At 37.5% G+C, this 14,589-nt stretch carries 9 protein-coding genes; 3 read left to right on the plus strand and 6 right to left on the minus strand.

The window, feature by feature from the left end; all coding sequences use genetic code 11:
* Nucleotides 1-254 precede the first annotated feature (254 nt).
* A complete protein-coding gene (locus FJG96_RS04670; RefSeq protein WP_139412958.1) occupies nt 255-1,100 on the plus strand; it encodes an outer membrane protein in 846 nt (281 codons plus the stop codon).
* Nucleotides 1,101-2,512: 1,412 nt separating this feature from the next.
* Here FJG96_RS04670 and FJG96_RS04675 read toward each other — a convergent pair.
* From FJG96_RS04675 to FJG96_RS04695, 5 genes are all read right to left on the minus strand, one after another.
* On the minus strand, nt 2,513-3,403 hold the full coding sequence (locus tag FJG96_RS04675; protein ID WP_139412959.1) for a metallophosphoesterase family protein: 891 nt from the start codon (nt 3,401-3,403) through the stop codon (nt 2,513-2,515).
* A 920-nt stretch (nt 3,404-4,323) separates the two neighbouring features.
* A complete protein-coding gene (locus tag FJG96_RS04680; RefSeq protein ID WP_139412960.1) occupies nt 4,324-6,420 on the minus strand; it encodes a glutamine amidotransferase in 2,097 nt (698 codons plus the stop codon).
* Entirely contained in the window at nt 6,417-9,215 is a 2,799-nt protein-coding gene (locus FJG96_RS04685; RefSeq protein WP_139412961.1) for a DUF4159 domain-containing protein, read from the minus strand. The genes FJG96_RS04680 and FJG96_RS04685 overlap by 4 nt, the downstream gene beginning before the upstream one ends.
* On the minus strand, nt 9,212-10,123 hold the full coding sequence (locus FJG96_RS04690; protein ID WP_139412962.1) for a DUF58 domain-containing protein: 912 nt from the start codon (nt 10,121-10,123) through the stop codon (nt 9,212-9,214). Before FJG96_RS04690 ends, FJG96_RS04685 begins: the two co-directional genes overlap by 4 nt.
* Nucleotides 10,124-11,155: an AAA family ATPase gene (locus FJG96_RS04695; RefSeq protein WP_139412963.1), complete on the minus strand. Its 1,032-nt coding sequence runs from the start codon at nt 11,153-11,155 to the stop codon at nt 10,124-10,126.
* Between the two features lie 248 nt (nt 11,156-11,403).
* Between FJG96_RS04695 and FJG96_RS04700 the strand changes: the two genes are divergently transcribed.
* Entirely contained in the window at nt 11,404-12,657 is a 1,254-nt protein-coding gene (locus FJG96_RS04700) for a CCA tRNA nucleotidyltransferase (protein ID WP_139412964.1), read from the plus strand.
* A gap of 570 nt (nt 12,658-13,227) precedes the next feature.
* Here FJG96_RS04700 and FJG96_RS04705 read toward each other — a convergent pair.
* Nucleotides 13,228-13,704, minus strand: a complete 477-nt coding sequence (locus tag FJG96_RS04705; protein ID WP_139412965.1) for a tRNA (cytidine(34)-2'-O)-methyltransferase — start codon at nt 13,702-13,704, stop codon at nt 13,228-13,230.
* 336 nt (nt 13,705-14,040) lie between these two features.
* On the opposite strand from FJG96_RS04705, the gene petA reads away from it, so the two are divergent.
* Complete coding sequence (gene petA / locus FJG96_RS04710) at nt 14,041-14,589, plus strand: ubiquinol-cytochrome c reductase iron-sulfur subunit (RefSeq protein ID WP_139412966.1); 549 nt, start codon at nt 14,041-14,043, stop codon at nt 14,587-14,589.

Genomic DNA, 14,589 nt, shown 5'->3' on the forward strand with positions numbered 1-14,589 from the left:
ATTATAATTATTGATATAATACTGGATAATAATGAGAAATATGAATCTATAAAAGCCAATAGAGATTAAATAAATAAAGAAAAATATAAAGAGTATTTAAATTTTTTTACAATATTATTTATCTAAAATAATTTAATATTTAAATATAAACTTTAATTTTTTATAACTGTGTTATTTTTGCTATAGATTTTTTGCAAAAAATGTGAAAATATCCACCATTATTTACGTTCAAATTAGCTTTTAGGGGAGCAATTATGATTAAAAAGTATTTAATATCAACATCTATCTTTTCTTTAATGTCAATTTCTGTATTACAGGCAGCGGATGCTATTATTCCTGAGCAACATGTTCCTGTTATTACAGCGCCTGCTTTTTCTTGGACAGGGTTTTATATTGGAGGACAGATTGGTAACTTTTCAAGTAAAACGGCTGTGCATTATTTGATAGATGAGACTGCTGGAAAATGGGAGGCTCTTCCGAAAGAGAATTTACCTAAACTTTCTGGTTTTATAGGGGGAGTTTATGCAGGTTCCAATATTGATATCGATAATGGTTTTATTATCGGTGTTGAGACGGATATTATGTGGTCTAATAAAAAGCATACGAAAGACATCCCAATACCTCAAAACAGTCAAGCTGGGGAAACAGCACAGTCTTCAAAAACAAAAAGTTTAACGAGGGGTTCTGAGGAAGAGGAATCTTCAGAATCACTTATTAAAGGTATAAGTCATACTTTAAAACAAAAATGGTCTGGTGCTACACGGGTAAAAGTTGGGTTTGCGCTTGAGCGTATGATGCCTTATCTTTCCGGTGGAATTGCTTATACGCAGCTTCAGAATATTTTTGGGTTCGTTATTGATAGCAGATTTAAAGAAGCACTTAGAGAAGCAGTTGATTCGTCTGATTTGATGCATGATGAAAAAAAGACCATGATTGGTTATACTCTTGGTGGGGGAGTTGATTTTGCAATGACTGATAATATTCTTTTGCGTGCAGAATATCGTTATTCAGATTTTGGTAAGAAGAAATTTGTGCAAGATAAAGTTGAAATGAGCTATAAGACAAACGACTTCCGTGTGGGTGTCGCTTATAAATTTTAATTTTTTGCAGAATTAAACAATTTAAAAGCCTCATTTTAAAATGAGGCTTTTATTTTTCAAGTAGGTACTGGTAAATACTCCTCTACTGAGGAGAGGTACTATTTTATTTGGACAATAGTTTTATTTATAAAAACAAATTACTATTTCATGTGGAATAAGAATTCAGAATATCGTAGAATTCTCTCATTTAAAACCTATTCCACGTTGAATCAATCAAAATCATTTGTCTGTACGTTACAGGCTGGGGAAAGCCTGTGCGTATAAAGACATTCAAGAAAGAATAAAAATGCTTCTTATGAACCGTCTCAAGTGCCAAGAGATATCTGCAACATTGGGGAGCTAAGTGTGTAATGGTAGCAAATTTCTTCTTCATAAACGCAAAAACATGCGACTTAATGGAACTTTACCATTAAACCATTCATGGGAGTCGTCGTAAAAGGGCTTGAATAGCAAACATACTTCTTTAAAATAAACGCGTGAATAGGCAATCCAATGGTATTCTCTCGTATTTGAAAGACTTCTCATACAATTGAATTTTTTATTGTTCGTTATCATAAAATATTTTGTTTAATAACAAAAAAAATCGCATAAAATCACATCCACAAGATAACTCAAATAGTAAAAAATCATACTATAATTTTCTTATTATTATTGGATAATTTATGCTTTATTATAGGTAATAATACAATAATAATAAAGAATATTATAAAGTGATTTATAGGAAAAAATAGATAGAAAATTAGACATTTATCAAGATATAAAAAACATTATTTTCTATGTCTATTATTGAATGAGGAACTATTATTTTTATAAATTTTTCAAATATTCGATAATAAGTTTTGCGTATAATAGCAGGGGGTCATTTCAAATCTATTTGCCATAAATCAATCAACATCATTTGTTTATGAATTACAGGGGAATGGATTATTGAAATTATACATTTTAATTATTATTGGGCTTTTTATTGTCATTAATATTTAGGTGTAGAAACTAAATGCACTTCTCTATATTTTACAAAATATCATGATTATAGGAGGATGAAGATTTTGCCTATGAGATGCTTTGAGTGTGCGATGAAGTGCAAAGAAAGGCGTGTAGAACTTTGTGAAGTAGATCACAGGGTGCAATCGACAGGGGAGGCTCTTACGAAAAGAATTCAGATTATTTATAGATCAGATAGGGTAGAAATCTTCGATCCTTGAAAATAGGAGGGATGTAAACCAATGACTTTGTAAAGTCAGTCACATAAGTGGGGTTAATCAATGGAGCACTCTGAGAGAAATCGATCTATCGACAAAGAAGGTAGAGTTTTTTCTTGTTAAGAGGAGAAGGATAATAAAATTATGATTTATGAAAGGGATATAAAGTAAAAATATTTTCGTTTTTTGTTGTTTTGACAACTTTGGAAGTGTTTAAAGATTAATTGTTTCAGTACAGGCAATCTCGTTTTGGGGATTGATAATGCTATAACGTTGTAACTGGCAGTGCCATTGATTTTGTAAGCGTTCAATGGAAAATAAGTTAAAGCCCGCGGGTGGTTTTTTATCACCAAAAGCTTGTGATGCGGAAGGAACACCAACAATAGGAATTTTTTTAATGGGTCCTTCAATCCACTTCAATGTGGGTAAATGAGTATGTCCGTGAAGAATAAGTTCGCAACCGTGGTATTTGATAACCTCTTGAAAACGTTTTATATCTCGTAGTTTTTTATGCCAAGACGTTGCCTTGGGAAAAGGGGGATGGTGGATCATGACAACACGAAAAAGGTTGCGCTGTGCTGCTTCTTTTAAAAAGTGCGGTAATGTTTGCGCTTGCATTTTACCAAAATAACCAGAAGCTTGAAAAGGAAGTGTCGCAATGGCTGAAGAAGCAGCTATGATGGCGACATCTTCGCGAATGCGCATATAAGGAAAAGGAAAGGTACTTTTTTGAGGTACGTCCCCTGTGATCCAAGGTTTAAAGAGCATACATGCTTTTTGGAGGGCTCCGCGGACATACGCATCATGATTTCCAAATGTCAAAGAAATATCTTGAGGTTGTCCTAAGGTCAGGAGCCAACGACGCGCCTGTTCAAATTCCTTATCAAGAGCAAGATTCACAAGATCACCAGAGATCACAACATGATCAGGCTTTGTTTTGTTCAAGGCATCTATTAAAGTTTCGAGGACATTTGTTGCCATTTGACTCTTACGTTTTTTTTGCCAATTTAAGTAACCAGTAAGACGCTTTCCAGAAAGTTCAAAAAGGGAAGGTTTTGGGAGAGGGGAAAGATGTATATCCGATATATGGGCAAGATAAAACATAAAAGCTCGTAGAGTATTAAAAACGATTTAAAGAACAAACATAAGATAAGTTAGTGCTTAAAGGCAAGAAGGATTGTAAAAGGGAAAACAGCTTATTGAAAGTAAGAGAAAATTCGAAAATTCTTTGAAGAATTGATGCTGTATTGTATGTCTTATGACAAAGGACAGCGTAATACAACAGACCATTCTTGGTAAGCGATATGTCTTTTGGATGATGGGATAAACTTTAAAATGATGGTCATAAAGTTTTAAGACTTTTAAACAGCTTTTATACGACCACACATTATCATAAAAATTTAATCGTTTAGTGAAAAATCCAAAAGAATATGTTGTATTTATCAAGAGTTTTTACGGTTTTGTGCTGCCATATATCGTTTTTAATGGGAGGTGTTTCTCACGCAAAACAGAACGCCTCAAGAGAAAAATTCCAAATAGAATATCTCCAACAAAAATATCATTGTGTTGTACATTCACATATTTTTTTAAATTTTTTTCAGTGTGATTGATTTCATTTAACGAAAATTCTTCAAAGCTATGAAAAACCTCGTTTATAAGGTTTTATTCATGCACCACCATCTTTACGCTCATACAAGGGGCAAACCAAAACCGTTATACTATCCCATCCCAACTTTATAAAAATCCTTGTTTTAAGAGGATTCCTAAGAGGAATTTTATTCTTTTCTTCAATGGTTTTTATCCATGCAGCACCTCTTTTAAGGATGTGTAAAAGAATGATTTTAATTGATTTAATATGAACAGGATTACAAATAAGGAAAATCCTAACAGGAATAATAACTCGATATGAAGAAGTGGTAAATTATTCAATGATAAGTCAATATCTCATCTCATTGTAAAAGATAAGTAAATATACAAAAAGATCAGCTTAATTTAAAAACTGCTCTACAAAATCTCAGGATTTTTTAACGACCTTCACGATACCACATGCTGCTCAACAGTAAAAGACAAACAAGCAGGGCAAAAAAACCAGAAAATACCGAAAAATAAAAGGTATCAATTAAACGCGTTTCTGTCGCTTCTTTTAAAATAATTGAATGTGCTGGGGAAGATGACAGATTTGTTTTTGATTGAATGAGCTTGAGTGGAGGAAGATGAATGTTTTCTTTTCCTTCAGGGTGTAAACGTCCAATGTAGCCCCCCGTGTGTTTAATAATGGGGGCTAATTTTTCTTGTGTTGAAATTAAGTCAAACAATTCAAGATTATCGAGCATCCCTACAGAAGAAAGTATTGTTAAACCACCATTTTTGATGGTAAAAATCCCTGCCTCATCAGTGGCTACAGTTGCGGAGAAGAGACCTTCTTGCTCTTGAGTGAGGATGATCTTTTGTTTTTTTCCAGAAGGAAAGGTTATTTCAGCGGGTTCTGGATGGTCTTTCAGAGTTTGTCGGCGAATTGTTAAATGATGATGGTTGCTGGTCGCACTTAATTTTTCTTCCTCAAGTTCCGGTTCTTTCATGAGCCAATGAGCAATTCGGCGATAAAGAGCGGCATACGGACCACCACCTTCAAAACCTCGTGCCCAAAGCCAACTTTCATCGGAAAGCAACATACCTACACGCCCTTTATCAACATGGGAAAGAAGTAAAAGTGGCTGTTCATCGGCGCCTTTCATGAGCGCTGTGCCTTTGTATGCATCTTGAATAGCAATTTGTCGCAGCCAGCGTCCCCATTGAGAAGCTGGAAGATTAAGCGTTGCAAGATTCCTTGTGACAGGATGACGCTCACCTTCTTTGGTTAATGCGGGGCGAAAAGGTTTTTCAATAATAGTTCCATTGGGCAATGCTGGTAGGATGCTTATTAAAGGTGTTTTTGCAAGTGAGTTTTTTTGGGTAAATTCAGGTCCTGTTACCATCAGCAATGCACCACCCTTTTGTACATATTGGGCGATATAATCATAATAGATTAAAGGGAGAACATCAGAGTGTTGGTAACCATCAAGGATGATGAGATCAAAGTTATTAATCTCCTCAACAAAGAGCTTTCTTGTGGGAAAGACCACCAAGGATAATTGGCTTAAAGGGGTATTATCTGCTTTAGTGGGGGGGCGCAAAATCGTAAAGTGAACAAGATCAATATTAGAGTCACCTTTCAAAAGGTCTCGCCAAGTTCGTTCTCCATTATAAGGAGCACCTGAAATAAGAAGAACGCGTAAATTTTCTCTGATTCCTTCAATGGTTGTTATGGCGCGGTTGTTTTCAATGCTTAGTTCACCTTTATAAGGTTCAGTTGTTGCTTGGATAATATTTTTTTCAGCATGGGGAAGGATAATTTCAGTTTGAAAAATAATACCAGGAGTCATAGAATAATGGCCAACTTCTTGTCCATTGACACTGAGTGTCATATTGGCTTTCTGTGGTATTGTTTCTTGAGACACTCCTTGATCTTCTATCAAAATAGAGAGCTTTTGTGGTTTGTTGACAAGGGCAAAGCGTGGAGGAGAAATAAACTTGATTTGACGATCAAATTCATCTGAGCGCCCTGTGATCAGAGCATTCAGAGGTGCTTTATGATGAAGATCTGATAGCTCTGGAATATCATGCACTTGTCCATCAGTGATAAAAATGGTTCCTGCATAACGAGAGGGCGGTACATCAGAAAGTGCTTGTGTTAAAGCATTAAACAAATTCGTTGAGGAGGCATATTGATGATCAGCAAGTTTTCCAGCCTCAATAAAACGTGGTTCAAATTGTGGATAATGCGCCAATGTTTTGATTAATTGCGCGCGCGCTTCATCACTGTCGTCTATCCGTGTTCCAAAAGTTTGGCTTTTGCTGCGGTCAATGACAATGCCTACTGTGCTTTTCAGCGGTTCGCGCTGTTCTTTGATAATCATTGGATTAAGCAAAGCAAAAATGAGAGCGCTCAATGCCATCAGACGAAACAAAGATCCTTGACGCTGTGTAATAAGACCAACAACGACAAAAAGAATAGATATTCCGCTTAACAGCAGAATCCAAAAAAGTGGTAAAAAAGGCTGAAAAGTGAAAAGTGGGTTCATTGCCTTCTTTCTCTTTTAAAGCGTTCCAAGAGCGCTGGAACATGAATTTGATCTGCTTTATAGTTTCCAGTAAGCACATAAAGGACAATATTTAAGCCTGCACGAAATGCCCATAGACGTTGCACTGGGTCATTGGGAACAAGGGGATATTTCCATGTCCCTTTTTCATCGAGTGCCCAAGCAGCAGCAAAGTTATTTGCGGTGATGAGCAGAGAACTTACATTATCGCCACTGGCAAGGGAGTTTTTATTTTTTTTGTTCGTTGATGAGGATTCAACCCATAAAGGTGAACCACGGTAGAGACCAGGAAAATCTGGCATAATATAAAAGGAACGTGCAACAACATGATCTGTTGATGCGGGCTCAATGGAGGGAATGTTTAACCTTTTTAAGATGGTTCGTAATCTTTGCGTTTCTGGAGTAGCATCTCCTTCAAGATTAAGATTGCTTTTTATCTGATCACGCGTGTCAAATAAAATGGTTCCTCCATGTTTCATAAAGTTATTTATTTTTTCAAGGGCTTGAGGGGTGAGTATAGGACTCTGAACATCAATTGGCCAGTAAATAAGAGGATAAAAGGAGAGTTCATCTTTATCGAGATCAAGTGCTCTAACCGAGCCGGGGATAAGCATTGTGCGTTCTGCGATAAATTGACTTAAGGCTTCTAGACCACTTTTACTCGTTGTATCAATTTCATGATTGTTGGTTATAACGTAGGCAAGATGTGTTGCACCAGCGGCTTGCACACTATCATGATGATTTTCTGTCGTTTGTGCATGAAGCGTTGGATCATATGAAAATAAACCAATCAGAATGATGAGAGGAAGGAAAAACAGATTACGCCGTTTATTAAAAGAAAAAATACCTCCCATCCATAAAATGAGAAAATTATCAAAGGCAAATAATAAGAGGGCTAATCCTAAAAGGGGACCGATAAGATTTTTTTCTTTTGTATCATAAGATAAAGGATTCTTATTAAGAGAATTTGGCAATGATGATTGTTGTCTCAAGCGCGATGAATGGTTTAAGAGATTAAGCGCATAAAAGTCATTTTTGACACCATAAAGTCCTGGGGGAGTATGATAGGAAGGACGGGGTGGATTTTGTGCATTAAAGATTAGCGGAACAACATCAGAAGGGGGGATTTGTAATTGTCCATCAGCGGCTATGGTTTGCCAAGGATTTTGTACTCTTGTTCTTTTTTCTTTATGTGTTGGGTTTGTGTTTTCAAAAGCTCCTAATGTGATTAGTTTTTGCAACATTTGTGCAAAAAAGCCAGAAAGAGGAAGATTAGACCATGTAGGATCAGGGGCAATATGAATGAAAATGAGGGTTCCTTTCCCACGCTTTGCTGCGGTAATAAGAGGGGTTCCATCCGAAAGACTGAGCCACGTTTTTTCGAAAAGATCTGGGGTTGGTTCTGCGAGGATTTGGCGCGAGACAGTAACATCTTCTGGAAAAGGAAGGTCAAAGAAAAAGCTATTTTTTGCAAAAGGGGCAAGTTTTTGCGGTTTTGTCCAAGACATAATACTTCCAAGGGAACGTTGACCCTGACGCAGCGGTACCGGAAGGAGACTATCGTAATGTTCTATACTACTGAGTTTTTCTCCTGCAAAGCGGATGAGTGTTCCCCCTTTATTCACAAAATCAGAAAGCTTTTTTTCTGCTTTTTCAGGGATATTAACCATGTCGCCCATAATGAAAACAGATGGATTTTGTTTAAGCAAATGATCAATATCCGTTGAAAGTTCTCTTCCACCGGAAGTTATAAGCTGTGTATGATCTTGTAGTGCTTTGATAATATAATAAAACGGAGCAAGTAAAGGCTGTGTCATTTCGTTGGTATCTGGAGAGAGAAGAGCAACACGGCTTATCCTGCTATGGCTGTCTACTAAGAAAGTTGCAGCAGCATGGTTTTGGTTATTGACTTTTATCCAAGCGATATCGTTGCGTAGTTCAAGGGGGACATCAAAAGGAATAAGTGCTGTTGTTTCGCCTTCAGAGAAATTTTTCGTAAATTGACCAAGAAGTTGATTGTGTGAATCGTAAAGGCTGAGTGTAGCGGGCATCGCATTGTGTGTTGTTGAGCGAATAATACGCGCGACCATATTTCCATTGCTATTTTCTATGGATGTTATGCCGATTAAATCGGAAATATCAGCCAAATACCACAAGAAGTTTCTAGGTTTTAATTCTTCAATTAGAGCAAAAGTTTGCTCTTCGTCATTTGTTTGTAATCCATCGCTTAAATAAGCAATATCGAGCGGCTTTCCTTTGTTTATTTTACTGAATTCTTTTAAGATATGCACACGATTTACAGGCCAAGGACGCGGTTGCAAATGCATTAAATGCTGTTTTATAACCTTTGCTGGTTTGGGTTCCACATTGGAGATATCATTCTCAGCCGTTGCAATAAGATAAATATTTTTTTGCTGTTTTTCTGCTTGTGCAAGGAGCATTTCAGCGCTAGAGATACGTTTTTTCCATTCTTTTACAGATGCCCATCCATTATCAATAATGAGCGCAAGGGGTTGAGATCCAGAAAAGCTTATTGGCTTTTGATTCCAAGTGGGGCGGGCTAGAGCGATGATAACCAGTGCGGCTATGGTTAAACGCAACAAGAGCAACCACCAAGGGGTATGTTTTGCTGTTTCCTGCTGATGGGTTGATTTGGGTAAGAAGCGGAAAGGAGGAAAGAGCTCTTTCCGTGGAGGTGGAGGGGATATCCGCAACAGCCACCACATGACCGGTAGAAACAAGAGCCCTAATAACAGAAAGGGAGCAGAAAAACTCAAAGTGCCCTCCTTTTTTGCAGTGAAGAGTCGCCCATTGTATTTGCAAGATGCAAAATGGTCTCTGTTAAAGGTTGATCTGTTGGACTGACGTGATAAGACCACCCTTGGCGTGTGCAAAAATTTACCAATTCTTGTCGACGTGCTTGATATAGCTTACAATAGCTCTTACGAAGATTTTCTGCTTTTCCAAAAATGTGTTTTTCTTTCGTTTCCGGATCAAAAAATTCCGTGTGACCTGTGTAGGGAAAGCTTTCTTCTGCAGGATCAGCAATTTCAATTAAATGAGCTGTCACCTGTTTTGTCGATAAAGCAGTTAAATGTTGGATGATTTTTTCAGGGTGATCGAGAAAATCACTCATTATAATGGTGTGTGAAAAGCGTGTAATCGTTGAAAAATCTGGAAATGAATTTTCATCTGAATGATTTTCTAAAGCAAATGCTATTCGTTCTACGACATTGGATGTCATCGTGGGAGGCACTAAGTTGGGAATAGCAATATGTTCGCCGCACCGTGCCAAAAGTGATGCCAAGGCAAGGGTTAAAATGATGGCATGATTGCCTTTAGAGATTTTAGAAAAGCGCGAACAGTAATGCATTGATGGGCTCTGATCAGGCCAAAGCCAAACGGTTTGTGTCATTTGCCATTCATGCTCACGGAGATAGGTATTTTCATCACGCGCTGAGCGACGCCAATCAATGCGGGTAATGGATTCTCCCTCCATATAGGGACGAAATTGCCAAAAATTTTCTCCATGACCACGTTTGCGTTGCCCATGCCATCCGGTTATCAGTGTATTGGCAATATGACGCGCTTGTAAAAGGAAATATGGCATTTTCCCATTATCCTTATACAGCTCTTTTGCCAGCGACAATGGAGGTTTTTGTAAAACTTTTTTGCCAATAGCCATTTAAAGAGCATCTTTCACAAGGTTATTGATAATATCTTTTACGGTTATATCTTCAGCACGAGCAGAGAAATTAAGCGCCATACGATGTTGTAATACGGGATATGCCAACGCTTCAACATCATCAAGTGAAGGGGCTAAACGCCCATAATAAAGAGCACGCGCACGAACACAAAGTGAAAGAGCTTGTGATGCGCGCGGGCCAGGTCCCCAAGAAACATAAGTATTGGCAAGGCTATTGTCTTTATCCGGGCGGGCTGAGCGGACAATTTTTAAAATAGCTTCGATCACATTTTCTGAAAGAGGCATTTTGCGAACGATATTTTGAATTTTTTGCAATTTTTTAGCGGATAAAATTGCTTTGGCATTTGATTTTTTTTCTTTTGTTGTTTCTAAAATGATCCGCCGCTCTGTTGTAAGATCAGGATAATCAATATCAATTTGCATCAAAAAGCGATCGAGTTGAGCTTCAGGAAGTGGATAGGTTCCCTCTTGTTCGAGAGGATTTTGCGTTGCAAGAACATGAAAAGGTTGTGGTAAGTCATAACGGGTTCCTGCAACGGTCACATGATATTCCTGCATAGCCTGTAAAAGAGCTGACTGTGTGCGTGGAGAGGCACGATTGATTTCATCAGCCATGAGAAGCTGCGTGAAAATGGGACCTTGAACGTAGCGAAAAGAACGCTTCCCCTCTTTATCGGAATCCATGATTTCAGAACCGATAATGTCCGATGGCATTAAGTCTGGGGTAAACTGGATACGTTTTTCATCAAGTCCTAAAACGGTTCCCAATGTTTCCACAAGACGTGTTTTTGCAAGCCCCGGAGCACCGACAAGAAGAGCATGGCCACCAGCAAAAATAGCTGTTAAAGCATATTCAATGATATGACTTTGCCCAAAAATAACTTTGTCAATTTCTTGTTGTATAATATCTAATTCTTTGTGTGCCGTATCAATATCCTCAATAATAACTTGGGCCTCCTGTTTGGTATTAACCTTTTTCACAGAATTAGATGCTGGATCACGGTGACTCATATTTTTTCCTTAAGGCGTTTGTCGCAAAAATGGTAATTTTCTCTGCATGATAATGGATATCTTATTGTTTGTAACAGAAAATGAGAAGAAAAGAAGCATCATAAGCCGTTTTTTTTCATATTCGTGTATAGATAGAGAAAAGTTTCTTTTAAAGAAAGAGGCTTGTTTTATAAGGAATGTTTTAAAAACTTTGTTTTATGAAGAGAGTTTTTGAAAGCAATGAAGACAACTTTTTGAAAGGTTAAAGGGTGAATATAAGGCAGAACTTCAAACAGGCTGCGTGGTTACAACAAAGTGATGTCCAAACACTTCTTCGTATTTTATCTTTAGAGGGGGAAGAGGCACGTATTGTGGGGGGAGCAGTGCGCAATCAACTATTAGGGCAACCTATTAGTGATATTGATATTGCGACAACCTGCTTACCGCAACAGATTATTGCACGTGTAGAAGAAGCAGGATTTAAAGCTATTCCGACAGGGATTGCTTTTGGTACAATAACAGTGGTTGCGCATTCATGTTCTTATGAGGTCACAACGCTTCGCAGCGACATTGAAACAGATGGTCGTCATGCAAAAGTGGTATTTGGGCGTGATTGGAAAAAAGATGCTGAACGGCGAGATTTTACGATAAATGCCCTTTATTGTGATGCCGCTGGCAACCTTTATGATGATGTAGGAGGCTTGAGCGATATTGCGAGCCGAACAGTTCGTTTTATAGGTTTTGCAGAAAATCGTATTCGTGAAGATTATTTGCGTATTTTACGGTTTTTTCGCTTTTTTGCGTGGTATGGAGCGGGGCGACCTGATGGTCAAGGGTTGAAGGCATGTGTTCGTTTAAAACACGGTTTAAAAAAACTTTCTTCTGAGCGTATTTGGGCAGAAATGAAAAAGCTTCTTTTAGCTTCTGATCCAACACGTGCTCTTTTATGGATGCGACAAAGCAGAATTTTGTCACTCATTTTTCCTGAAACAGAAAAATGGGGCATTGATGCAATTCACGCATTGGTGAAAACAGAACAGATGCTTGGTTGGAAAGTTGATCCATTTTTACGGTTAGAAAGTCTTCTTCCTCCTGATCCTATACGTCTTCATGAAATGGCACAGCGCTTGCGTTTTTCCCATAAGGAAACAACACGGTTAAAGGAATGGGCAGAGTTAGAAATAATAAGCCAAAACTGTTCTGATCATTTTGTACAAAAATTGATTTATTTTCAGGGGCGACAGCCGGTTTTGGATCAATTATCCTTGTCAGTGGCTGCATCACATGCCGATATTCCAGAAAAAGGGGATGCTTTGCAAAAAAAAGAAGAGTATCTCAAACTTTATCAGCTTGTTCAAAAATGGCAGATTCCAACGTTTCCCATTAATGGTAACGATTTAATAAAAAAAGGTTTTTCAAAAGGTATCCTTTTAGGAAAAAAGCTTAAAGAACTAGAAATGATATGGGTTGAAAGTGGATTTTTAATGGATCGTCATGCCTTATTAGAAAAAATTGATTTATAATAATAATTTATCATTACTCATATGAAATAAGAGCGCTAAATATCGTAAGATTATCTTTATTTCAAACTTGTTCATACTATTCAGTCAAAATTATTGCCTTATTCGTCACAAGCGAGGGAAGTCGTGTGAGAAAAAACGATTATAAGGGGGAAAAATACCTCTTAATAAACTATATCAAAGATAAAGATTCTGGAAAATAAGAACAGATTAGAGAGAATAATGATAACGGTTTGTATTTTGTATGAGCATAAAGAGGAGGATGCTCAAGGCATTTTTATATGAGAGGGATTTAATTATTCACAGATGGTGATATAAAATGGAGGTAATGGGCACTAAGAAACGTTTATTTTATCAGCACTTGGGTATTAGCAATGGCAGGTGTTATACGCTTTAACTATATTTATAGGATAGCTTATGAGCTTTTAGAGGCTTTATTCCAGAAGTATCATTGAAAAGTATGTGCTTTTAAGATTTGAAAAATTCTTGAAAAATAGTTTTTTCTATTTATTTGAAAACCAGAGTTTATGTATTTTGATATTCTATTAATGCTTTGATAGAAGTGTTGTGTTTTTATAGATTACAGTTTTCTTCATAATAACCAATTTGGCGCAGTGCTTCTCCTGTTGTTATGGCTACGCTCATGGCAAGATTGAGAGAGCGTGCCTGTGGTTTCATGGGAATTTTCAATGTGTAATCGACAGCTTCATGGACATAATCGGGAACGCCAGCTGATTCACGACCAAAAAGTAAAACATCATTTTTTTGATAGTCTATCTGCGTATAGCATGTTTTTGCTTTTGTACTTAAAAGCAAAAGACGGCGGTTAAAGCGTTTCATAGAGCTTAAAAAATGTTGCCAATCAATGTGTCGTTCTAAGGAAGCATATTCGAGATAATCCAATCCTGCACGTTTGAGATTACGGTCCGACAGGTTAAAGCCTGCGGGTTCAATAATGTGCACATGTAAACCAAAACAAGCACTAAGACGTAAAATTGTTCCGGTATTACCAGCAATATCAGGTTGGAAAAGAGCTATATGAAGTGTCATATTCTCTGTAATATGATTTTTTTCAGCTTTGTAAAGAAGTGCTGTAATTTATTCGAAAAATATGGTCAAAAAATATATGATTTTTGTATTTATTTTTTATGCAGTTTAAGTTTCAGGAAAAAGTTACGGTCAAAGATTGGTTTGAGATAAAAGAGAATCTCCTAGTTAGGGGCTTTCCTTCGATTGAGCAATTTTTGTGTCAATCATACGAAGAATAGAAGTTTTTTATAGGGATATGTTATGGGTTAAAGCAACGCAAGTAATACAAGCATTGTGCAATGGGAGAGGGTATGATAAAAAGATTTTTTAGAAAAGTATCTCTTTTAAGTTAAGGCAATGGGTGAGCAGACGAGGCGGGATTTTCTGTTTTTAGTAACAGCTGTTGCAGGAGCAGTTGGAATGGGTATTGTTGCGTGGCCTTTTGTCCGTCAGTTGCGCCCAGATGAGGCTGTTTTGGCATCTTCTTCTGTTGAGGTTGACCTTTCCGGTATTGAAGAGGGGATGTCAGTGACGGTAAAATGGCGAGGACAGCCCGTTGTTATTCGAAACCGTACGGCAAAAGAAATCGCTGATGCGCGTGCTACGAATTTGAGTCTTCTAAAAGATCGTCAAGCTCGCAATCCTAATCTTGAAGGTGAAAAAGAAGCGACGGATTTTGCGCGTTCAGCCGGTAAAGGCCGTGAAAATTGGCTTATTGTCATTAATCTTTGTACGCATCTAGGCTGTGTAACACTTGGGCAATCGGGGAAATTTGGAGGGTGGTTGTGCCCGTGTCATGGGTCTGTTTATGATACCGCGGGAAGAGTGCGGTCAGGTCCAGCGAACTATAATTTGGCAATCCCCCCTTACCAATTTCTTTCTGATACTTTGCTCAAAATAGGATAA

It is taken from the genome of Bartonella mastomydis (assembly GCF_900185775.1).
Lineage (GTDB): Bacteria > Pseudomonadota > Alphaproteobacteria > Rhizobiales > Rhizobiaceae > Bartonella > Bartonella elizabethae.

What these genes read in the sequence shown, in the direction of transcription:
- FJG96_RS04670 (WP_139412958.1), top strand. Translation starts at nt 255, where the DNA reads ATGATTAAAAAGTATTTAATATCAACATCTATCTTTTCTTTAATGTCA.
- FJG96_RS04675 (WP_139412959.1), bottom strand. Translation starts at nt 3,403, where the DNA reads ATGTTTTATCTTGCCCATATATCGGATATACATCTTTCCCCTCTCCCA.
- FJG96_RS04680 (WP_139412960.1), bottom strand. Translation starts at nt 6,420, where the DNA reads ATGAACCCACTTTTCACTTTTCAGCCTTTTTTACCACTTTTTTGGATT.
- FJG96_RS04690 (WP_139412962.1), bottom strand. Translation starts at nt 10,123, where the DNA reads ATGGCTATTGGCAAAAAAGTTTTACAAAAACCTCCATTGTCGCTGGCA.
- FJG96_RS04695 (WP_139412963.1), bottom strand. Translation starts at nt 11,155, where the DNA reads ATGAGTCACCGTGATCCAGCATCTAATTCTGTGAAAAAGGTTAATACC.
- FJG96_RS04705 (WP_139412965.1), bottom strand. Translation starts at nt 13,704, where the DNA reads ATGACACTTCATATAGCTCTTTTCCAACCTGATATTGCTGGTAATACC.
- petA (WP_139412966.1), top strand. Translation starts at nt 14,041, where the DNA reads ATGGGTGAGCAGACGAGGCGGGATTTTCTGTTTTTAGTAACAGCTGTT.